Below are 21,441 nucleotides of genomic sequence, written 5' to 3'. Positions count from 1 at the left end.
TCTTTTCTTAGAAAAAAAGTTAAAGGCGTAGTGAAACTAAATTATTTGGCCATTCATCCAAGAATCCAACAACCATGCCGTTTCTATTTGAATTCTTAATAAAAAATCCGACATTTTTAATCACTGTTGGATTCTCTTGCAGGGCGAATAATATTCTTTAGTTCCTGAATATCAAGGACTTCCTTTGAAGCCATCTCATTTTCTATTTGAATGAGATCGTAAATCTCTTTGCGTTGTATGTCGATGTGTCTAGGGGCATTGATCCCAATCTTAACAGCATCCCCCTCTATTGCTAAAATTTTGATCTCGATATTACCGTCAATAACGATAGACTCGTTCTTCTTACGCGATAACACAAGCATGTATTCTTCACCTGCTTACTTATCTTGTTTAGAGGCATGGTGCATTAGAGGTTGCCTTACTTCAAAACGCTCTTCCTCTAGTATAACCTGCTTGGCTTTTTTATTTTCCAAATTAATGATCACAGGCGCCTTCAAGTTTACGGTGCTAGAATCACCTGATCTAACTGTTAATATGTTTAATACAGAGATAGGCGTATCGTCTTTGATTTCAAGGCTTTGTTTGTGAGAATCCTTTAATTTAAACTCATAGTCTTGAAAAAATGGAAAAGGATCAATTAACCAAAAACCAATATTCTCCGCTTCAAGAGACATTAAAGAAAACAGTGGGCTATTTGGTTCTTCTTGAATTAACCGGAAGAACTTCAAATCATTGAAACCGGGAATACCCTCTTCAAAATGAAGCTTTCCAACTTCTAATATCTGTGATGGAGTCATGAAAGACCTCTCCTTTTTTACATCAAACGGTCAAGTTTCAATCCAATTACCTCAACCTTAAGGCTGTTCCACTGTTTCATATAGCTTTCTACTTTACCAGGAGTGTAATTGACAATTGGACGCTGAGGTAGTACTTCAATTTCAGCCCCCCCTAACTTCACATTAATTTCCGGACGCTTTTCCTCATAATGGATTTTAACTCCATTACCTATAGTTCTAGAAGGATAATAAACCTCGTCTGGAGTAATCGTTTTTTCAAAAGCAATATCCGCAATAGCATTCCGCCGTGTCTCAATAGCACGTAATTGATCGCCTTCCCGGCTAATTCGCGATATCCCTTCCATCAGCTTCTGAGTACTATACTCTGCATTATCCATAGTGGAACGCAGAGGACCTCGAATATTTAGGTTTTCCCTTGCCTCTGACGAATCAATTGTCAGCTCTCCCTGCGGCTGCTTAATCTCTAAGCTGGCGGGAACTTGCTTAATTGTTACCCGAGCATGCGGTTGTTGAATATCTACGGATGCCTTACGTATGTTCAATCCGAGTTGAGCATTCGTACTTTCCATACGTAATTGTGGAAGATTCATGCGTTAAATTCCCCCTTTAATGGAAGCATTATCGCAAGAAATCTAACAGTGTCGGCTGAATAATTCTCGCTCCTGCTCCTAGCGCAGCAGAATGAACATTCTCCTGCATCTTCAAATCAGTAATAACCTCAGATAAGTCGGCATCTTCATTTCTTGACATGAGATCTGTTATATTTACGTCTGCTGTTTCTAGACGTTCCTTTATTAGATCAATACGATTTACCCTCGCTCCAAGGGTCGCTCTTTCTGTCAATAAATTATTAAATTGATCGTCTACGCCATTAATAAATTGCACCGCTGATTCACCATTATTTAGCTTAGTAATAACCTGGTCTAAGACTTTAAACATATTGCCAGCATTGTTTGGGTAATTAAAAATCTTTTGGGCATTTACATTCGCAGGAACAAATACATTTTGACTTACTTCAAGTTGAAACTCAGAACTGTTCGTGTTAACAAAATCACCTGTTCCTGTCGCAGTCGAAATATTTTCATCGTATGGGGGTTTGTCTGTATCGGTACCTGCAAATATAAACTTACCATTTATTTGTTGGTTTGCAAGAGACCCCAAGTGCCTGCGTAGCTGTGCCACCTCTGCACCCATTGCTTTTAAATCGTCGCCTGAGAGTGCACCATCTCCAGAATAAACAAGCAGTTCTTTTATACGCTGAAGTGCATTTCCCATTTCATCCATCGTCGAATCAGTCATGCCCATCCACGACTGAGCTTCTGTAGTATTTCGCAAATACTGATCATTCTCCATTAAGGAAGAACGATAAAACATTCCTCGAGCAGCAACAACCGGATCGTCCGAAGGTTTTGCGATTTTTTTCCCTGATGACAACTGTTGCTGCAAATTGTCCATATTTCCCATGGATCTATGCAAATTCCGCAGCATATTACTATTCAACATGTTTTGCGTCACACGTACTGCCACGATCTATTCCCTCCTATTAGAGGCCAACACGGCCCATGCCGTTGATGACTTTGTCCAGAATTTCATCCATGCTTGTCATGACTCGTGCAGATGCGCTGTAGGCATGTTGGTATTTCACCATTTCTGCCATTTCGTCATCGATCGATACACCGGATACAGATTGTCGTTGGTTATCTACCGTACCAACCAGCATCTCGGAGTTCAGTTGATTACGCTCGGCTTCCTGAGCATCTACACCCAGCTGGCTGATCGTGTAGCGGTAGTAGTTATCCAAAGTAGAGCTTTCTGCCAGATCGTTAGGTCCTGTACCCGCAGCAAGAACCTTAAATTTAATAGAAGCAATGGCAAGCGCGCTCTCGTTATTTCCTACTGGCGTACCACCCGCTTCGGGTTTTGCTGCCGCAATCGCATCCAGACTTTTCATGATCTCCGGATTGATCGTGATGCTACCCGCACCTTTTGGATAATCACCGTTAGCAGCGAGAGCGGTCGAATCGACAAAGAACGGAAGTCCTTGGGCACCGCCATTTTTAATATCTGTCAGACTGACACCTTGTCTGTGCAGATCATTGATTTCCTTGGTCAGATTTACAGCCAAAACATCCAGTCGCTTCAGCATATTCGGTACAATCTGGTCGCGGGATTGGAGCACACCTGCCATATACCCAGTCGTAGGGATAAAAGGAGCGCCTCCCAGTGTCATATCGCTAAGTCCAGTAGCAGCATTTTGCTGAGTTGCCACCGGCTGAGAAGTAACCCCTGTGACAAAATCTCGTCCTTCAATGGTTACGTTGACCATGCCTGCTGTGGTTTGTGTGACTCTGGTATCAACCAATTTGGACAGTTTGTCGAGCAGCACATCTCGCTGATCATACAGATCGTTCGGCTGATAGCCGTGCGGTACCACGTTCGAAATTTGATTGTTCAAATTCGCAATTTGCTGTCCGAGCGAGTTGATTTCCATCGCTTTCACGTTGACCACGTTATCCAGGTCTGTGCGAACCTCTTGAATATGATTAGTCAGAGTATTAAATGTATCGGCAACCGCTTTGCTTCGCTCCCGAACAACAGCACGAGCCGACGTGTCAGTAGGGTCTTTGGCAAGGTCTTGCCATGCTTGCCACATTTGGTCCATCACTTTCTGCAAGCCGGTGTCGGATGGCTCGTTCATGATGCCTTCCAGCTTTTCCAATGTCTCAAGCCGTCCATCCCAGTAGCCTTGACGCTTATATTCGTTGCGATACTGGATATCCAAAAACTCTTCACGCAAGCGCTGAATGCTGACAGCTTGTACACCCGTTCCAAGCAGCCCCGGTTCAATGGTTGCATTCATGCCCACATACGGCAACCCAGTGGTCGCCTGCATATTCACCCGCTGCCTCGTATACCCTTCCGTATTCGCATTCGAAATGTTATGTCCAGTCGTATTGAGCGCAGATTGTTGAGCAAACAATCCGCGTTTACTCACTTCTATTCCATGAAAAGTGGAGCGCATGTCGACACCTCTTTACGCTTTTTTGTTGAAAAAAGTTCGGTTCGCTTGTCGATACGTGTCTGTGGTCGGCTTGCCGTAAATGAAGTCGTCCTCTGGCGTATCCGTGATCAGATCAAGCGTCATGTTTACAAATGAAAGGGACTGCTTAAGCAACTGCTGGTTCAACTCATTCGCATCGCGAAGTTCGATGACAATCCGGCTAAGCTCGTTGCGATAGGATGTGAGCCGCAGTTTCTCTTCCGCACTGGTCGTCAACTTGATCAGCTCAGCCAGCGTGCCTTCTTGCAGGGACAAGCCCTTTACAGCAGTCAGCTCTCTTACCGCATTCACACGGGCTGTCTCTACTGCCGTGACACCCTTGACCAGCTTTTGTTCCTGGTGGGTAATTGCCACCAGCTCATCCACATCCCCTTTTACCAGCACATCCTTCTTTTGCATGGCTAAGGTATACAAGGCTTTGTGCAATTGGATCAAATTGTCGAGCAGATCGTAGAGTGTTTGCATAGTTTCAAGTTCTCCTCATCTTCCCTAGAGAAGTTGGTTACAGAGGATGCTCCAAAATCCTGGGAACATCCTCCCTTATAGCTTTTTCCAAAAGGACAAGAGCTTCTCGGCAATCTTTTCACTGGAGACGCGATAGCTTCCTTCCTCCACTTGCTTTTTCAGTTGATCCACTTTTTCTCTGCGTTGCGGAGAATTCGGATCTTCTACCTGCCTTTGCATTTCCAATGCCTCTGTAGAAATGTCTACTTTGTCCTTCCCCATTGGGATTTTGCCGCTCTTTCCTACTTGGGTATTCCCCGACTTGTTATAAGCATTGATCATCCCTATACGGTTGGGCTCGTTAATGCGCATATGATAACCATCCTCTCAAACCACCGGACATTTTTATTGGTTACTGGCTGTCTGCTCGACCCGCTTGACTACTACTTACCGTTCATCAAAATATAAAAAAGCCGATGATACCTTCTAGTAGTATCATCGGCAAATTCGCTCTCCACGATTAGTTATTTTGAGCAAAACTATTCGTCACTATTCTGCTTTCTTCGATATGCAGCCGCCTCAGCCAAGCGAACACGGCTGTCCTCTTCCAATCGCTGCTCTACGTCAAGCTGCTGATTGATTTCGTGCTTCAATCCCTTCATGCATGAATCGCACATATTGCCTGTCCGAATCATAAAGCCACAAACCTCACACGGGTAGCCAAGGTTCGGGTTTCCCTCCATGGAGATGCGACCTTCTTTAATGAATTTAGTAATCTGCTTTACGCTCACGCCAGTTTCTTCGCTCACAACGTGAATATTTGATCCGCGATTTTCACGTTTACGCAGAAATTTGGCACATTTCTCATATTCTTGTTCCACTTGTTGACTGCACTTGGGGCAAATGTCGCGGACTACTTGTACAAAAAGAGTATCACACCGCGAGCAGTTTGCGAGTTTACCCAGAGACATAACCGACAACCCCTTTGCTCATTCGGAAAGTTCGCACCGATTCCAGACTGTTGTTTGCTTCCATGATAACGCAATTTTACCAACCTGGCTATCGGTATATTGTCAAGGAGTAAATTTCACAAACTGCTCTCAAATGTGCTCGCAAAACACTTGCGCATGATCGAAGTGTCGATCCTGTTGTAAAAATATCGTCCACAAGCAAGATCTTATAGGGCTTCTCACATGTTCCAAACGAGATCGATACACTCCGATCTCCAGCCCAGGCAAATGCTTCGCGCATGCTTTCCTGACGTGCCGTACGTCCTCCTTGTTTACTTAGCTTGGCGGTTTCTTTTGTTCGCTGTAGAAGTGGTTGCACAGGAACGCCGACCGCTTTACTAAGCCCAGCTGCCAGAAGATCGACCTGATTAAAGCCACGTTCAAGCAAACGATTGCTATGTAGAGGTACTGTGGTAATGCAAGCAAACGATGAGGGGTCATGGTAACGAAAAAAGGTAATGGCAAGGAGCGCTCCATAAAAGGATGCCAGCCGTTCATCTCCGCGATATTTGTATAATCCCAATAAACTCTTGCCCCACTCATTATAATGCAGCAGACTACGGTTACTCACGAGCGTCTCCTCGCCAACTTGCTTACAATCATGACAGAACGCGCCTGTAGCTATGCCATCCTCCAGCTCTCGTCCGCACCTCTGGCAAATAGGACCCTCGATCACCGGAAGTGCATCCAGGCATCCTGCACAGATTGGGAGTCCCGCTAACAACCGATAAACAATCGGATAGCGCGCTTGATTACATAGCTGACGCGCCCAGCTTCGTACACTTGCTTCTCTGAGGGATGATGCAATACGATTGCCACAGCTTACACAGGATTTTGTCCTCAATTCCTCCCCTCCTGCGCTCGCAGCTTTTGTGCAAGCTGATTCATCCGACAAATCTGTTTCACGGCAGCCTTGGGGGCATTCGCTCGGTCAGCCTGTAAAAACAATACCGTTCCTGTCGTATCATCTATCGACCGTCCTACACGTCCAGCTATTTGTACAAGTGACGCCTCGTCAAAAACAGGAGCCTCAGCACCTAATACCACAACATCACTTCGGGGGATGGTGACTCCGCGTTCCAAAATAGTCGTTGTCACCATGAGCGTATATTGCCTATCGCGAAATGCCTGGACCTTTTCCTCCCGCAGCGTATCTGCCGCATGGACTCCAGCCATTTGCGGTGCATGCGCGGGGAGTAGCTGCTGTATGTAAGCAAGAACTTTTTCCACGTCATCGATCCGGGGAACGAAGAGAAAAACTTGACGTCCATTATCTAGCGAGCTGCGCACCATTTCAACGAGCTGAGCAATCGGTCGATTCGATTGAACGCGCTTATGCAGCCCCTGTACAGTTTTGACATCCGGTACCGGCAGCATGGAACCGTGATAACGACCTGGCAACAAAACGTGAGATGCTGATAGTAACGGAGTGCCCGATGTCCGAATAAAGAGACCACCTTTGCTTGGAATCAGGCGCTTCTGCAAATAACGCGGAGGTGTCGCGCTCAAATAAAGCACCTTGCCCCCATTCTTCACAGCTCTGGCGACTGCCCGATACAGTACCCGATTGTTGTGATACGGAAAAGCGTCTGCTTCATCAAGCACGACAAGCGGAAATCTGCGATAGTAACGCATGACTTGATGGGTTGTCGCAATCGTAATATCGCTGTCATCCCATTTTTGTGCGCTCGATCCATGCACGGCAATTACACGAGCGTTTGGAAAAACCTTTTGTATACGAGGCGCAAGCTCCAGTACAACATCTTTTCTTGGAGTAGCAATCAGCACCCTGCCACCAGCTGACAATGCCTCCGCTATCGACGGAAACAATAGCTCAGTTTTCCCTGCTCCGCAGACTGCCCAGATTAAAAACTCATTCAACCCTGGACGCGGGCTTGCTACGAATCGACGTGCCTGCTCTGCTGCTCTAGCCTGATCTTTTGAATAGCTGCCCGTCCACTGCAGACGGGCAACATCACGCACCTGCTCACTCCTCTTGTTCACAGACGAAACAACCGACGGAGCAGGTACCAATACATAAGGAGTGCAGCACTTGCTTCTCCCCATCCCAAGACATACCGTACAATACGCGCAGCCTTGCCCGCAGCTATGACAAACCGTCAGCTCCAGATCCCCGCTTCCGCTCCCACAGCGCTCACAATTCAACTCCAGCCTATTTCGCCACCAGCCTTTTTTCATGGACAGACGTATCCCCGGCTGCCACTCTGCCTTTCCAGCTAAAACCATTTTCTGCAATACGGCTGTACAGTCTTGATCTGCCAGTCCTCTTTTTTGCAGCAGCGTCCCTACTTCTTCCCATAAGAGCGATCGTCCTGCGAGTGCTTGCGCATAGGTCGCGGACGACAAATTACCAGTACATTCGCCAATCTCATCGACAGAATTGCCATATTCCTGCGAAGGATGGTCACTCGCCTCCCACTCAAACCATTCTTTCCCGGACGACTCTCTTCCCGTTGCCTCACGTTTATATAAATGACTCACATCACGTACATATCCATTGATCATCTGTTTTAAATTCGCCAGTGCCTTGTCAGTGAAACTCTTTCCTGTCCCAGATAAGCCCTGCAAATGAGTGTTAATCATTTCTCTCAAGGAAAAAACCAGCGCCAAAGAAGGGCTTTTCCCCATTACGTGCAGCTGACATCCTTCTCGGTCACGCCAATACATCAGATCGACCTCAAAGCAGGGAGTAACATACGCCTGTATCGACATCTTCCCTTGTTTGAGATAGAGCAAATAGTCACGCATGCGATCACTCCCGTTCCTCTTGCTTGTTCTCAGTTTGCAAAAAGATAACGGTACCGTGCAAGAAAAGAAAAAAGAGGCACATGGCCTCTTAAACAGTAAACCGAACAAAAAAGATCGTTCCGGTATGATCCGTTTTCACTTCAATTTCGGCATGGTGCCGATCAGCTACACTGTAGCATATGGCAAGTCCCAAGCCTGTTCCCGTCTCTTTCGTTGTGAAAAAAGGCGTTCCGATCTTTTGGATGAGCTCTGGCTTGATACCCGTTCCTTGATCCCAAACCTCCAATACGACCTTTTGATTTTCAGTATGCGTTTTGATCGACAAACGACCACCGGCGGACATTGCTTCCAAGCCGTTTAAGGCAAGATTCAAGATCATTTGCCGAATTTCTTTTTCATCCATAGCGAGCGGCGGACAATCCCCCAGCTCCAAACTAATATATTTATCAGAGAGCAGCGCCTCTGCTTGTATCAACGGAAACAGTGATTCAATAATCGCATTCAAGTCTTGTATCTGCTTGTCATTTACTTTGTTTTTTGCAAGAGTAAGAAACTCTGTAATAATGGCATTGGCACGATCCAGCTCATTGAGCATCAAATCAATGTATTGCAGTGGATTATGGGGAGTGTGATTGGACAGCTGTAAAAAGCCGCGGACGGTTGTCATCGGGTTGCGAATCTCATGCGCAATCCCAGCTGCCATCTCTCCAATTAGATTCAACCGGTCCAGTCGAATCATTTCACTTTCCAATCGAACACGATCGGTGATATCCGTAATGAAGCACAGGACACACGTTTCCCCTTCGATATAAATAATTTTTGTCGACAACAATCCTTCGCGTGTTTCACCCGATTTGGTGACATAGCTAATTTTGGCATTGTGCACAGGCTTCTGCAAATCAAACGAAAACCCCTGTGCCACTTCCTTATCCGAAGCAGCAGTTATTTGCAAAATATCAAAAGCTTTGCCTTTTATCTCGCTATACTCATATCCGGAAAAACCGAGCCAGCCTGGATTCACATCAATGTATCGGCCATCCTCCAACGATAAGATCGAGATTAGACAGGGAGACGATTCAAAAATGATTCGAAAGCGTTCTTTGGACAAATGAAGGTCATTTCGGAGTTGCTGTTTACGCTCCTCCTCCAGCTGCTTTCTCTCGGTAATATCGCGGATGGAGCAGACATAAATGTTCTGATCCTCAATGCTTGCATCCCCAATTTGAGCCTCAACAGGAAACACGCTGCTATCTCTACGAACAGCCTCTGTTTCTATCAGGTTCGATTCAAGCGGGCACGGGTCCCCACGCTTTAACTCGGGCAATAGCTTTGCAACCGACTCACCGATTAACTCCTCAGGCATATAGCCAAACATTTTTTCAGCAGCGTAATTTGCCGATAAAATGAATCCATGCTCATCAAAAGTGACAATCGTATCTTTTAGCGTTTCACTGATCACCCGGGCCAACGCCTCTGATTTCCTCAGATCAAAGGTAACACGGTCCAGCCTCTGATGTACTTTCTCCAGCTCCCGCTCTCCCTCAAGCAGCATGCGCTCATGATTCTGGTAAATCCGCACGAACTCTTCCACTTTTTTTTGCAGCGCTTCTGGTTGAAACGGCTTAAAAATATAATCGATTGCCCCAACACTGTAACCGTGGAAAACATGCTCCGCTTCTTGACTAATAGCGGTAATAAAGAGGATCGGAATATGACGTGATTTCTCCCTAGCCTTGATCAGCTTCGCCGTTTCGAAGCCGTTTAAGCCTGGCATTTGTACATCCAGCAAAATAGCCGCAAAGTCTTGCTTTAGAACAAACTTCAGAGCCTCTTCTCCAGAATGGGCACAAACCAAATGATATTTCGGAGAGGTAAGCACTGCTTCCAGTGCCAACAGATTTTCAGCGCGATCATCAACGAGTAATATACTTACTTTCTGTTCAGGGACTTCCACTAGCGACGTATCATTTGATTTTTCTGTAGATTTTTTCTGTGCAGTCAAATTCCTGGTAGTAGTTCGCATGGCTAGTATACTTTACCCCCTCTCTATTACCCAAACCGAGAAAGCCTGATAACACGAGACTTTCGTAAAGCAGACTATGGACATGATCCTGCAATAATTTATTGAAATAAATCATTACATTTCTACAAATGATGACATGAAAATCGTTAAAAGAATGATCAGTCACTAAATTATGTTGGGCAAACACGATGTTTTCACGTAAGTATGGTTGAAAAATGACGTTTTCGACCGTAGCCGTATAGTATTCGGAAAATGCCCGCTTCCCTCCCGCTTGCAAATAGTTTTTGGTATACATCTGCATGCGATCCAGAGGGAAAATTCCTTGCTTGGCTAAGTCAACCATCCTCTCGTTCATATCAGTAGCGTATATTTTGGTTTTTTCATACAAGCCTTCTTCTTTCAAAAGAATCGCCATCGAATATACTTCTTCCCCTGATGAGCAGCCCACGTGCCAGATTCGAATGGAAGAGAATTCTTTCAGCAGTGGAATAATTTTCGTACGAAAGGCGAGAAAAAAAGGTGGGTCCCTAAACATCTCCGTCACATTGATCGATAAATCATCGAGCAGACTTTTCATGGCGCCAGGCTCATGCAATAACTTTTCCTGCAGCCCGGATATGCTTCTTACCTTTTCTGCCCGGATACGATGCCAGACTCTGCGCTGAAGAAATGGTTCAGCATAGTTTCTAAAATCAAATCCGTAAAAGCGATAAATCGCTTCCAGCAAAAGAGTCATCTCGATCTTCTCCAGCTCCAGATGCTCCTGTGTCTTGATGTCTGCCATCAGGCCAGTCCCACCTATCTGTAAAGCCATACCCTCATCAAAGAGAACAGCTGCTCCAAATTTACAGGCTTGCTAATATAATCCGATGCGCCTGCTTCTATGCATTGCTCCCTGTCATGCTTCATGGCTTTGGCGGTCAGGGCGATAATCGGCAATGTCTGATACTCCGGGTTTTGACGTATGTTTCGCATCGCCTCAAACCCATCCATCTCAGGCATCATAATATCCATCAGGATTAAATCAATGTCTGGATTACTCATTAATACATCGATGGCTTCCCGTCCATTTTCAGCAAAAACTACCTTCATGTGGTGCCCTTCGATTGCAGTCGTTAGCGCAAATACATTGCGCATATCATCGTCTACGATCAGTATTTTCTTCCCTACCAGTAGTTCTTCTGCCGGCCCCACCTGCGGAATCGATCGAACAGCCTCCTCGTTATAATCGACGCTGGCAGCAACCTCCTTCTCGGCGGACATTGCCTCTGATTGACGACCAGGCAAATAAAGAGTAAAGGTACTTCCCATTCCCTCCTCACTCTCAATGCCAATATGCCCGCCTAATCGTTCAGCGATCTTCCGACTAATCGATAGTCCAAGACCGGTTCCACCATATTTTCTACTCGTGGTTCCATCTGCTTGTTTAAACTCTTCAAAAATGATTTCCTGATTTTCTTTGGAGACGCCAATCCCTGTATCCATAACCGAAAAAGTAATAATCATGTCGTCCTGAATACCAGCTATTTTTTCTTTTGCGATTCCAATATGTAGGGAGACGCTTCCCTTCTCAGTGAATTTAAAAGCATTCGATAACAGGTTTTTCAAAATCTGCTGCAATCTCCGCTCATCGGTCCAAATCATTTTCGGCAGACCCACAGTAATTTCAACCGTAAACTGAAGACCTTTTTGCCGAGCTACAGGCATGAACTGCTTTTCCACCAACGTCTTCACTGAATGGAGGTTTACGTCCTCTGGATTCACTTCATCATTGCCTGATTCGATTTTTGCCAAGTCTAAAATATCGTTAATTAAATGCAGCAGATCATTACCTGCTGAATGAATCGTATTGGCATACTCCACTTGCTTCGGCATCAGATTTTTTTCGTTGTTCTCAGCAAGCATTTGAGCGAGGATCAATAAGCTATTCAACGGTGTACGCAGCTCATGAGACATATTCGCCAGAAATTCTGATTTATACTGAGAGCTAATCGCCAGCTGCTGCGCTTTTTCCTCCAGAATCAGCCGCGTTTTTTCCAGCTCGGCTGTCTTTTGCTCCGAGTTCTCATATTGTTCTTCGAGCTTTTCGTTAATCGTCCGCAGCTCCTCCTGTTGAAGCTGGAGCTCTTCGGATTGGCTCTGTAATTCTTCCGTCAACGCCTGCGATTCTTGAAGCAATTTTTCAACCTGCATACGGCTGATGATACTATTGATCGTGATTCCAAGGCTGCTCATCACTTCATCCAATAACATTTGCTGTAGGGGGGTAAATTCAGTAAAAGATGCTAATTCAACTACAGCCAGCACTTCGCCCTCAAAATCAGCAGGAAGCAGCAGGATCATTTTGGGCGACGAAAGGCCGATGCCGGATGCAATCTTTATGTAATCATCAGGGATTTGGGTTAGGCTAATTTCCCGATTTTCCAAGGCGCACTGACCAACAAGCCCTTCCCCTAAACGAAACTCGTCCCCAAATTCAATATAGCTATCAGCATACGCAGCCAGCTTGCGGAGTCTGGTTGCTTCGCCTTTGCCCTCTTTCCTGTAAAAGACACCGTAGCTCGCACCGACCATAGGGGTCACCTTCGTAATAAACAGGTGTGCCAGCTCCTGCAGGCTTTCCATTCCCGCATACATCGTAGCCATTTCTGCCACTTGCGTCTTTAACCAGCTTTGATTCTCAGCAGTATCACTAAACTCCTTTACCTTCTGAATATGGTCCTCCAATGCTTTCGCCATATGGTTGTAAGCGCTGGATATAGCACCGATCTCATCCTCCGCGTTCACCTGTAGCCGCGGCAGCTTGTCTGTTTCGTAGTCAGCGACTTCCGTCATGACAGCGGTGACCCGGTTGAGACTGCCTGTTAAGCTCCTTACTACCCAGATGGTAACCCCAATGCCCATCAGGACACCTAGCACAACGTAAATATAAGTCATTTTAACCGCTAGCTCGTAGCCGTTTCTCGATTGGTCGAGCTCGTCCATCATTGCTTGCTCTTCCGTTTTCTTCAGCTTATCGATAAGCTCAAACATTCGTTCGCGAATCTCTCTGCTCTCGTACCAATACAAGCGATTGGCTTCCTCTTCTTTACCAGCCTCTCGCAACACTTCAATTTCGTATTGATTATTCTGATAAATATCACCGAAGCCTCGCAGCTTTTGAATCAAATCTCGCGTCTTCCCCTCATTTTCCAATCCACGCAGATCTTCCAATGCTTGTTTCAAGCTAGCGTTGTTCTGCGTAATGTTCGCTTCAAATATCGGCAGCAGTTCGGAGGGGGGATTGGCAAGCAAGCCTCGCGAATCCCGGCTAATACTATTTAGCTCCTGATAGATAATATTGACCAGCCTTACCTTTTCATAGCGTTCCTGAACGACCCGATTTAAATTGTGATTCAACTGATTGAGCATACTCATCATCATTGACACGAGAATAATACAAAGGACAATAATCAGACCAAAACCTACGTACAGTCTCGTTTTGAATTTCACGTATGACTTCCCCTCGATTCATGCTTAATCGGGACTGTTTTTGGGAGCTGTATATTCTTAGGAAAATCATAGTCGAAGATGAAAGAGGATTTCAATATGTATGGATCTAAAATTCAGAAAATATTTTCCACTTAGAAAACTAGACATTCAGGTCATCTATTCCAAAAAAATAAGGAACGCTATTGGCGCTCCTTATTTTTCATGCTGACGTAAATCAATTGTTACAATGGTTCCCGCTGCTACGCCTTCCTGCCAATCCATCAAATGACAATGCGGATAGCGGTCCAAAACGGTACATATTTGAGGCGTGTCATCCAGAGACCCCTCATCTATTAACGTAATACGGATGGGCTTACCACTCCAGTAGGAACGAAACAGCAGTTTTCGAACGGCTTGTTCCAGTACCTGCTCCGAATCCCGCAGCAGCAGCCGGTAATGTACAGACGGCAGTTCGGCGACCCCATTCATCTGCCGAATCCAGCTCTCAGCTATCATCATGAGTAAAGAGGAGCAGCCAAATGCCGCCAATAGCCATACAACCAGTTCTTCCATCACGGTCATACCTCCTCCACTAACAAGGTATGCCGCATAGCTTGAACAAGGTCACTTTTTGACGGCTGCCTACAGTTTCACCCAACCGTTTTTAATCGAAATAACAACTGCCTGTGTGCGGTCTTGCACATTTAATTTTTGCAAAATGCTGCTGACGTGGTTTTTAACCGTTTTCTCACTGATAAACAAAAACTCACCAATTGCACGATTGCTTTTTCCTTCTGCCATGAGCTGCAGTACTTCACGCTCGCGCCTGGTTAATGATTCAATCACTTTTGGATCAATTGCTTGCGATTCATCTACAGAAAAGCTGCGTTCTGTCGATCCCTCTTGCTCACTCAAGCGACGGAATTCCTCGATCAGCTTGCCCGTCACCTTGGGATGTATGTACGCACCACCACTTGCTACTACGCGAACGGCATCCACCAAGTCACTCGTACCCATTTCTTTTAGCAGGTAACCAGATGCACCGGAGCGCAGCGTACGATAAACGTAGCCCTCATCGTCATGAATAGACAGCATAATGACACGAGTAGTCGGACTTACACTAATTACACTCTCAGCAGCAGAAACACCATTAATATTAGGCATGTTGATGTCCATGAGCAGAACATCTGGCTTATGCTCCTCTGCCAGTAATGCTGCCTCGCCTCCATCCGCACCTTCTCCAACGACCTTGAAATCCTCTTCCATTTCCAGAATACGCTTTACGCCTTCACGGAACAATTGATGGTCGTCTACAATTACGATACGGAGCTCTTGCTGTCTTTTATCCATGGTTCATCCCCCTGTGTACATTCTATGTAATTTCACATTTTCAGCGGTATTTGGAATATCACTTTTGTTCCATCACCTGGTGCCGATTGCAATTCTACAGAGCCCTCCAATAACTGAACACGCTCCCTCATGCCAAGCAGACCGAATGAATTGCCATTTGCCATCCGCTTTTCGAGATCGAATCCAACACCGTCGTCTTTTACCACGAGACTCAGTGATTCCTGTAAAAACTCTAGCTTTACTTGTACGTTAGTGGCCTTTGCATGCTTTTCCACATTATTCAGGCACTCCTGAACCATACGAAAAATAGCGGCTTTTACGGAGCTGCGCAAAGGAGGCTCTGTACCAAATATTACCAGATCAATAGAGGAAGCGATACGTTCTTCGCATGTTCGAATATATTTTTGCAAAGTAGGCACCAAACCGAGATCATCCAATGCCATCGGACGCAAATCGAAAATTATCCTTCTGACATCTGCCAAGCTCATTCGGACCATTTCCTTCAGTTCAGTCAGCTCCATCTGCGCTTCTAGAATCCGCTCATTCTTCAGCATTTTTTCGACGATTTCCGAGCGCAGGACGACATTCGCCATCGACTGTGCCGGGCCATCGTGAATTTCCCGAGCTACACGCTTACGCTCTTCTTCCTGAGCCTGGATGACTTTTAACCCCATGAGTTGGTGCTGCTTGGCTGACTCCAAAGCCTCGCCAATTTTGCTCAAGTCTCCTGTCAGATAGCCAAGCACTACCCCCATTTGCGAGACTAGCTTCTCAGCTCTGACGATTGTTTCCTCCAGCGTCCGCAATTGGCGCTCCAGGTCATTGCGTCTTCGCTTCAGGTTATTTTCGCGCTCGCGATAAATGGACAGCTCCACTTGGATACGGCTCGCCTCTTCATACGCAATCCGAATGTCTTCCTCGGTATACATATGAAAATTTCGGCTCACCAATACGAGCCTGTTGCGCGACTTTTGGTACGCCAGCTCCAATGCATCTACCTTCTGTATGACCTTGGAAATTTCCTGGCGCAGCTCGTGCAAATCAAGCTTCAGCGAGTTTCCTTGCTGCCTTGCGTTTTCTGCTATATCAAATATTTGGGTTTTACTTGTCTCAACTGTTTCGATCGTCCGCTTGATCACCCCATCGAGCACGCTGATGTCTATCGCTTTGTTCATGATTGCTCTCCTTCAAACTCATTTTTCGCTTTCGTGAACAACTGATGGAGGCTGGCCTCATCCACATCTCGTACCCCGACGCCATTTCGCGGGATGGCAAACGGATTGGTTCCACGTTTTACTATTCCTGGTGTGGATGTAAACACATACTCATAACCGGCTTGTCGTGCCGTTTCCAGCACAATATCGTTCGTATAGCCAAATGGCAAGGAGAGTGCTTTCACATCGTAACCAATCCACGATCCAAGACCTACTCGTGACATAACGAAATCAACATAGAGTCGATTCCTATACTCCTTTTCAACTTCCAATCGGTTTAGATCTTTCAGATAGACAGGGGCCGTCCCTGGTCCAAGATCGCCCCATTTGTTGCTCTCTTCCTCTTCGTGCAAGCTGTACGTATGAGAGGCAACATCAGCCAGTCCAGAGGCTATCATTTCATTTACTTGTTGACGCGACAGTGGCGTCGTCATGTTTACTCGCTTTCGTTCTGCTACATCTCGTATCCTGCCTGCAATGGCAAAATTGACAGATGGAAAACCGTATTCACGCATAATCGGAAACGCTTCTGTATAGTAACTCTCATATCCGTCATCAAATGTAATGAGTACTGCATTCTCCGTTGGCAAGGTCCCCGTCTGAACAAATTGCACAAACTCTGCAAGCGATATAGGATGTAGATCATTTTCATGCAGAAACGCCATGTGCCTCGCAAATAGTTCTGGCGATATGACGTATCTCTGATCGGTTTGATCAGTCACATGATGATACGTTAATACGACAACCTGATTTTTGTACCACTTTTTCGGGACTGCAGTTGCTTTTTGGATTGCTGTGACGTTTGGCTCAGCATTCTGTGCGCCACTTATGTAGTTAGACGTATCAACTTGGGGAAAAGGTTGCAGTTTTTGTGCATTCTTTTTTACCAAATCCGATTCTCCCAGTAATCCACCAGCCACAATAAGTAACAAAAAGGTTACAAACACGATCAGGAAGAGCCTTCTTTTCGGCAAAAAAACCCCTCCTCACTTCCCATTTTAGGAGATTCGACATAACCCTACAAATTCCTTTGTTCACCCCACCCCAATAACTCCCAACGATTTTGATTTCCACAGAAAAAAGAGCCTAGTAACAGTACTAGGCTCTTTCACTACCGTTCTTATTTTGCCAGTTGTGCTGCTTCTTGCTTCAGCACTTCCGCTTTGTCTGTTTGCTCCCAAGGAACATTCAGGTCGTTACGTCCAAAGTGGCCATAAGCAGCTGTTTGTTTGTAGATAGGACGACGCAGGTCAAGCTGTTTAATGATACCAGCAGGACGCAAATCGAAGTTTTTACGAACCAGTTTCACCAGATCTTCTTCGGAAATGGTTCCTGTACCAAACGTATCTACAGCGATCGAAACTGGTTGAGCTACACCGATCGCGTAAGCTACTTGAACTTCGCACTTGTCAGCCAGTCCTGCAGCCACGATGTTTTTCGCTACATAACGAGCAGCATATGCGCCGGAACGGTCCACTTTGGTTGGATCTTTACCGGAGAATGCACCGCCGCCATGACGAGCATAACCACCGTACGTATCTACGATAATTTTACGGCCAGTCAAACCAGCATCCCCTTGTGGTCCACCGATTACGAAACGGCCAGTTGGGTTGATGAAGTATTTGGTTTCAGCATCCAACAGCTCAGCAGGAACTACTGGCTTAATTACGTGCTCAACCAAGTCTTTTTGGATTTGCTCCAAAGTAGTTTCAGGAGCATGTTGCGTAGAAATAACGATGGTATCGATACGAACTGGCTTGTCACCATCGTACTCAACTGTTACTTGTGTTTTACCATCTGGACGCAGGTAAGCCAGTGTGCCATTTTTGCGCACTTCTGTCAGACGGCGAGCCAGTTGGTGAGACATGCTGATTGGAAGTGGCATCAGCTCAGGTGTTTCGTTGCAAGCAAAGCCAAACATCAGACCTTGGTCACCAGCACCGATTGCTTCGATTTCAGCGTCAGTCATTTTGCCTTCGCGCGCTTCCAGAGCTTGGTCAACACCAAGAGCGATGTCAGCGGATTGTTCGCCGATAGCAGTGATTACACCGCAAGTATCTGCGTCAAAACCAAATTTAGCACGATCATACCCAATCTCACGGATTGTTTCACGAACCAATTTTTGAATATCAACGTACGTGTTTGTAGTGATTTCACCAGCTACGAGCACCAAACCAGTTGTTACGGATGTTTCGCAAGCTACACGAGCGTTTGGATCTTTAGACAGAATCGCATCAAGGATAGAGTCGGAGATTTGGTCACAAATCTTATCCGGATGCCCTTCAGTTACGGATTCAGATGTAAAGAGACGACGACCTTTTTGCAAAGCCATGAGAAAAATACCTCCTTTGACCTCATACAAATAGTGTGGTAGCCGAGACAGGATTTTATCGACGTAAACGCAATAAAAAAAACCTTTTCCGCGTTTTTGGAGGAAAAGGTTTGAGCGCTTTATGCTTCCTTCATCCTCTTATCGGCCAGAACAGATGTCCGTTCTGCTGGTTAGCACCGCTCTAGTCGGTTGCCGGGTTTCATCGGGCCAGTCCCTCCGCCTGCTCTGGATAAGAGTATCCATTACGGAATATAGAATAATTGTTTTTTCCTATGGTGTCAATAGACACATTTGGTAAAGGGCGTATTCGTTTGCTTGCGCGATTATAATTTGTACGCTTTTGAAATGAGGACAACGACTTCAGCCCTGGTCGCGATACCCTGTGGCTTAAACGTCGCTCCATATCCATTTATCCATTTTCTTGAAGATAGTGCTTCAATCGATGAGAACGCCCAGTGGTTTGTTGGAACATCCCGAAAGGAAGAAGTACTTGGCGCAAACAGGAAAACCTTTTGAGCTCGCGCAATCATAGCCGCCATTTCTGCACGAGAGATGGCTTGGTCGGGTCTCATACGATTATTTGGGTATCCCCTCAAAATGCCTTGCTGATAAGCTAGTCCCAAATTGTTATACGCCCAGTGACTTTTTGGCATATCGCTGAAAGAGGCACTGCCTCTATAGGTACTGCCCACAGATTGTCCACTCGCTCTCATCGCTTGAATGAGCATGGTCGCAAATTGAGCCCGCGTCACTGCCTGATTCGGCTTGAATGTCGCATCATCAAAGCCCTTGACGATACCTCTTCCACTCAGTTTCACAATCTCCGAGCGCGCCCAATGGTCGGAAATATCGCGATATCCTGCGACAAGCACCTGCTGGGTGACCGTCAAGCGATACAAATCATAGCGGAAAGGTACTCCACTATTTAAACGGATATAATATTTGCCTGGCTGCAGTCGCAGGCCAATAATTTCTCTTCCCTGGTCTGAGAGCTCCGCCACTTCATTCGTGCTGGCCAGCGCGTAATTGAGGTTTTTCTCACTGTAGAGGGCGAGTCTGACACCACTTGAGACGGGAATGAAGGGAGCACGAATACTAACGAAGGATTCGGCATTGACCCTAAATTGGAACCAGTCTGAATCCGCTGTCGTTGGAAAATTCCCTGTCATCAAGGTTCCACCTGCAAGCGGGGATGCTTGAAGATACGTATCATTCGGTTCATTTGGATCTTTCTTAATCGGAGTAAAGCCCAGGTCCAAACGATATTCCCCATTCACCGCATTTTGCTCATACTCGCTGATGCGGATCAAATACTTGCCAGGTGACACTTCTTTTCTGACATGCTCAGACGGGTCATCACGCGTGCCATTATCATAAGGAGAATCCCAGACTGTGTTTTTCCCTTGACTCTGTTTTCCGATCGCGAGCAAAATGTCCATCCGTTTATTATCAGGAGTAATACTTACGTCCATTTGACCGTATTCCCGCACATAATAAGAGAACCAGTCCTGGTCTCCTTCATAATGAAAGTTACCTGTAACGCTAATTTGATTTCCTACAAGCGGTCTTGCAGTTGCTTCTGTATCATTCGGTTCGTTGCGATCCGGGTTGATGTTGAAGCGGCTGGTTAAAACATAAGTAAATGCGTTCACTCCTGCTGTACGTAATAGGCGTATATACATGCGTCCAGCTTTTGCTGGTACCGTAACGGTATCCCCATTCCCAAAATACTCCGTGATGGGCTCCCGATTCTCTGTATAAAAAGTCGCCGCCATCGCCGAGCTTACACCAGAATTTATCGTTGAAGTAAAATTTACTTTTCCATCATAGGGGATATCCATTCGAAACCAATCAACGGTATCGTTCGGTCCAAGATTCCCCCGTATTTGGGACTCGATCGGAAATGCCTTGGCTGTTGACTTGGTGTTGTTTGGCTCCAAAAAATCCATGGACATTGGTGTGCGTACTGCCTTGTTTACATCTAGCAAGCCATATCCTGTTGTTCGATCCCATCCAGGCTCTCCAAGATTCGTAGCTGTCTGATAGAGCAGCATTCTGACATCCAAAGGACTCATTTTCGGATTTCTAGCAAGAATTAGAGCAGCAGCACCTGCAACTTGAGGCGCAGCTGCTGAGGTCCCACTAAATGGACCGTATTTCCCGCCCAGCTTGGTTGTATACACATTAAAGCCTGGAGCCACTAGACTAAGCTCAGGTCCAGAATTCGACTCATTGAGTGGCTGATTATTGTTTTTTACTGCTCCTACCGCTACAACAGTTGGATACGCGGCCGGAAAGGCAACCCGATCGGCTTCATTCCCGCTTGCTGCAACGATGATTGCTCCGCTTTGTTCGGCGCGATTAACAGCAGAAACTAGCCCCCGCGAGTAGGACATGCTACTAACAGACATCACGATGATTTTTGCTCCTCGATCAAGAGCGGTATTTATTCCTTTTGTAATCAAATCAACGTCTGCACTGCCCTTTTTGTCTAACACCTTGATTGGAAGAATCCGAGCATTCCATAATACCCCTGATACGCCTATACCATTGTTCCCTTTGGCTGCCAGGATACCTGCGACTGCTGTTCCATGTCCATTATCATCCTGTGCACTTCTACCCGGATTGACCAAATTAATCCCGGGCAGCAGATTCTCCTTCAGATCTGGGTGATTGTAATCAGCTCCCGAATCCAATACAGCAATCACAATCGATTCGTTGCTGTTAACTGCTGACCATGCTTTTAACGCGTTGATCTGCGTTAGATGGAGCTGATTCCCTAAATAGGGATCATTAGCCAATCCTGAGGCAAAAATAGGCTTCACATTGGTCACTGTCATGGTAATGACCAACACCATTGCAAACGTTACTTGTATCGTTTTCCTCATTAAAAACAGTCCTTCCTTCTCTCTCCTGCTTTAACCCGCAGACTAAAGGAATTCAGGTATTTGACTTCTTGTCCTAGCATAG

The 21,441-nt window shown here is 45.9% G+C and carries 19 protein-coding genes and 1 riboswitch; all 19 genes read right to left on the bottom strand.

From position 1 onward, the window contains the following. Positions 1 to 116: 116 nt before the first annotated feature. Positions 117 to 362, bottom strand: a complete 246-nt coding sequence (gene csrA / locus SB752_RS28165; protein ID WP_410718775.1) for a carbon storage regulator CsrA — start codon at positions 360 to 362, stop codon at positions 117 to 119. Between the two features lie 15 nt (positions 363 to 377). After that, entirely contained in the window at positions 378 to 797 is a 420-nt protein-coding gene (locus SB752_RS28160) for a flagellar assembly protein FliW (RefSeq protein WP_410718774.1), read from the bottom strand. A 17-nt stretch (positions 798 to 814) separates the two neighbouring features. Further along, positions 815 to 1,387 carry a DUF6470 family protein gene (locus tag SB752_RS28155; RefSeq protein WP_410718773.1) on the bottom strand — a complete coding sequence of 191 codons (573 nt, stop codon included), beginning with the start codon at positions 1,385 to 1,387 and terminating at the stop codon, positions 815 to 817. A 28-nt stretch (positions 1,388 to 1,415) separates the two neighbouring features. Further along, positions 1,416 to 2,324 carry a flagellar hook-associated protein FlgL gene (gene flgL, locus SB752_RS28150; protein ID WP_410718772.1) on the bottom strand — a complete coding sequence of 303 codons (909 nt, stop codon included), beginning with the start codon at positions 2,322 to 2,324 and terminating at the stop codon, positions 1,416 to 1,418. 16 nt (positions 2,325 to 2,340) lie between these two features. Beyond that, positions 2,341 to 3,819, bottom strand: a complete 1,479-nt coding sequence (gene flgK / locus SB752_RS28145) for a flagellar hook-associated protein FlgK (RefSeq protein WP_410718771.1) — start codon at positions 3,817 to 3,819, stop codon at positions 2,341 to 2,343. Between the two features lie 12 nt (positions 3,820 to 3,831). Beyond that, a complete protein-coding gene (locus tag SB752_RS28140) occupies positions 3,832 to 4,323 on the bottom strand; it encodes a flagellar protein FlgN (RefSeq protein WP_410718770.1) in 492 nt (163 codons plus the stop codon). Positions 4,324 to 4,398: 75 nt separating this feature from the next. Next, positions 4,399 to 4,674 (bottom strand): flagellar biosynthesis anti-sigma factor FlgM, encoded by a 276-nt coding sequence (gene flgM, locus SB752_RS28135; RefSeq protein ID WP_410718769.1) that lies wholly within the window; start codon positions 4,672 to 4,674, stop codon positions 4,399 to 4,401. A 167-nt stretch (positions 4,675 to 4,841) separates the two neighbouring features. Continuing rightward, a complete protein-coding gene (locus SB752_RS28130; RefSeq protein ID WP_410718768.1) occupies positions 4,842 to 5,273 on the bottom strand; it encodes a TIGR03826 family flagellar region protein in 432 nt (143 codons plus the stop codon). 88 nt (positions 5,274 to 5,361) lie between these two features. Then, complete coding sequence (locus SB752_RS28125; RefSeq protein ID WP_410718767.1) at positions 5,362 to 6,156, bottom strand: ComF family protein; 795 nt, start codon at positions 6,154 to 6,156, stop codon at positions 5,362 to 5,364. Continuing rightward, complete coding sequence (locus SB752_RS28120) at positions 6,153 to 8,081, bottom strand: ATP-dependent helicase ComFA (protein ID WP_410718766.1); 1,929 nt, start codon at positions 8,079 to 8,081, stop codon at positions 6,153 to 6,155. Before SB752_RS28120 ends, SB752_RS28125 begins: the two co-directional genes overlap by 4 nt. 88 nt (positions 8,082 to 8,169) lie before the next feature. Then, positions 8,170 to 10,104 carry a PAS domain S-box protein gene (locus tag SB752_RS28115; RefSeq protein ID WP_410718765.1) on the bottom strand — a complete coding sequence of 645 codons (1,935 nt, stop codon included), beginning with the start codon at positions 10,102 to 10,104 and terminating at the stop codon, positions 8,170 to 8,172. After that, on the bottom strand, positions 10,046 to 10,888 hold the full coding sequence (locus SB752_RS28110) for a CheR family methyltransferase (protein ID WP_410718764.1): 843 nt from the start codon (positions 10,886 to 10,888) through the stop codon (positions 10,046 to 10,048). The genes SB752_RS28115 and SB752_RS28110 overlap by 59 nt, the downstream gene beginning before the upstream one ends. A gap of 14 nt (positions 10,889 to 10,902) precedes the next feature. Then, complete coding sequence (locus SB752_RS28105; protein WP_410718763.1) at positions 10,903 to 13,596, bottom strand: response regulator; 2,694 nt, start codon at positions 13,594 to 13,596, stop codon at positions 10,903 to 10,905. 192 nt (positions 13,597 to 13,788) lie between these two features. Next, positions 13,789 to 14,148 carry a glycosyltransferase family 2 protein gene (locus SB752_RS28100; RefSeq protein WP_410718829.1) on the bottom strand — a complete coding sequence of 120 codons (360 nt, stop codon included), beginning with the start codon at positions 14,146 to 14,148 and terminating at the stop codon, positions 13,789 to 13,791. A 69-nt stretch (positions 14,149 to 14,217) separates the two neighbouring features. Further along, the gene (locus SB752_RS28095) at positions 14,218 to 14,925 is read right to left on the bottom strand and encodes a response regulator (RefSeq protein WP_410718762.1); all 708 of its coding nucleotides are present in this window, start codon (positions 14,923 to 14,925) and stop codon (positions 14,218 to 14,220) included. Between the two features lie 32 nt (positions 14,926 to 14,957). Continuing rightward, positions 14,958 to 16,100, bottom strand: a complete 1,143-nt coding sequence (locus SB752_RS28090; protein WP_410718761.1) for a sensor histidine kinase — start codon at positions 16,098 to 16,100, stop codon at positions 14,958 to 14,960. Continuing rightward, complete coding sequence (locus SB752_RS28085) at positions 16,097 to 17,113, bottom strand: polysaccharide deacetylase family protein (RefSeq protein ID WP_410718760.1); 1,017 nt, start codon at positions 17,111 to 17,113, stop codon at positions 16,097 to 16,099. The genes SB752_RS28090 and SB752_RS28085 overlap by 4 nt, the downstream gene beginning before the upstream one ends. 146 nt (positions 17,114 to 17,259) lie before the next feature. Then, positions 17,260 to 18,465 carry a methionine adenosyltransferase gene (gene metK, locus SB752_RS28080; protein WP_201264935.1) on the bottom strand — a complete coding sequence of 402 codons (1,206 nt, stop codon included), beginning with the start codon at positions 18,463 to 18,465 and terminating at the stop codon, positions 17,260 to 17,262. Between the two features lie 141 nt (positions 18,466 to 18,606). Then, a riboswitch (SAM riboswitch) is annotated at positions 18,607 to 18,707 on the bottom strand. A gap of 87 nt (positions 18,708 to 18,794) precedes the next feature. Then, positions 18,795 to 21,359, bottom strand: coding sequence for a S8 family peptidase (locus tag SB752_RS28075; RefSeq protein WP_410718759.1), 2,565 nt, complete (start codon positions 21,357 to 21,359; stop codon positions 18,795 to 18,797). Positions 21,360 to 21,441 lie beyond the last annotated feature (82 nt).

The organism is Brevibacillus sp. SIMBA_040 (assembly GCF_046535075.1).
Classification (GTDB): domain Bacteria; phylum Bacillota; class Bacilli; order Brevibacillales; family Brevibacillaceae; genus Brevibacillus.
The sequence above is the reverse complement of the archived record's forward strand: the minus strand, read 5'-3'. Positions and strand labels throughout refer to the sequence as shown.

Excerpts from the sequence above, each read along its gene's own strand:
- flgK (WP_410718771.1), bottom strand. The coding sequence starts at position 3,819 with ATGCGCTCCACTTTTCATGGAATAGAAGTGAGTAAACGCGGATTGTTT.
- SB752_RS28075 (WP_410718759.1), bottom strand. The coding sequence starts at position 21,359 with ATGAGGAAAACGATACAAGTAACGTTTGCAATGGTGTTGGTCATTACC.
- SB752_RS28155 (WP_410718773.1), bottom strand. The coding sequence starts at position 1,387 with ATGAATCTTCCACAATTACGTATGGAAAGTACGAATGCTCAACTCGGA.
- SB752_RS28140 (WP_410718770.1), bottom strand. The coding sequence starts at position 4,323 with ATGCAAACACTCTACGATCTGCTCGACAATTTGATCCAATTGCACAAA.
- SB752_RS28110 (WP_410718764.1), bottom strand. The coding sequence starts at position 10,888 with ATGGCAGACATCAAGACACAGGAGCATCTGGAGCTGGAGAAGATCGAG.
- SB752_RS28160 (WP_410718774.1), bottom strand. The coding sequence starts at position 797 with ATGACTCCATCACAGATATTAGAAGTTGGAAAGCTTCATTTTGAAGAG.
- SB752_RS28130 (WP_410718768.1), bottom strand. The coding sequence starts at position 5,273 with ATGTCTCTGGGTAAACTCGCAAACTGCTCGCGGTGTGATACTCTTTTT.
- SB752_RS28115 (WP_410718765.1), bottom strand. The coding sequence starts at position 10,104 with ATGCGAACTACTACCAGGAATTTGACTGCACAGAAAAAATCTACAGAA.
- SB752_RS28090 (WP_410718761.1), bottom strand. The coding sequence starts at position 16,100 with ATGAACAAAGCGATAGACATCAGCGTGCTCGATGGGGTGATCAAGCGG.
- SB752_RS28095 (WP_410718762.1), bottom strand. The coding sequence starts at position 14,925 with ATGGATAAAAGACAGCAAGAGCTCCGTATCGTAATTGTAGACGACCAT.
- csrA (WP_410718775.1), bottom strand. The coding sequence starts at position 362 with ATGCTTGTGTTATCGCGTAAGAAGAACGAGTCTATCGTTATTGACGGT.
- SB752_RS28120 (WP_410718766.1), bottom strand. The coding sequence starts at position 8,081 with ATGCGTGACTATTTGCTCTATCTCAAACAAGGGAAGATGTCGATACAG.
- flgM (WP_410718769.1), bottom strand. The coding sequence starts at position 4,674 with ATGCGCATTAACGAGCCCAACCGTATAGGGATGATCAATGCTTATAAC.
- SB752_RS28100 (WP_410718829.1), bottom strand. The coding sequence starts at position 14,148 with ATGGAAGAACTGGTTGTATGGCTATTGGCGGCATTTGGCTGCTCCTCT.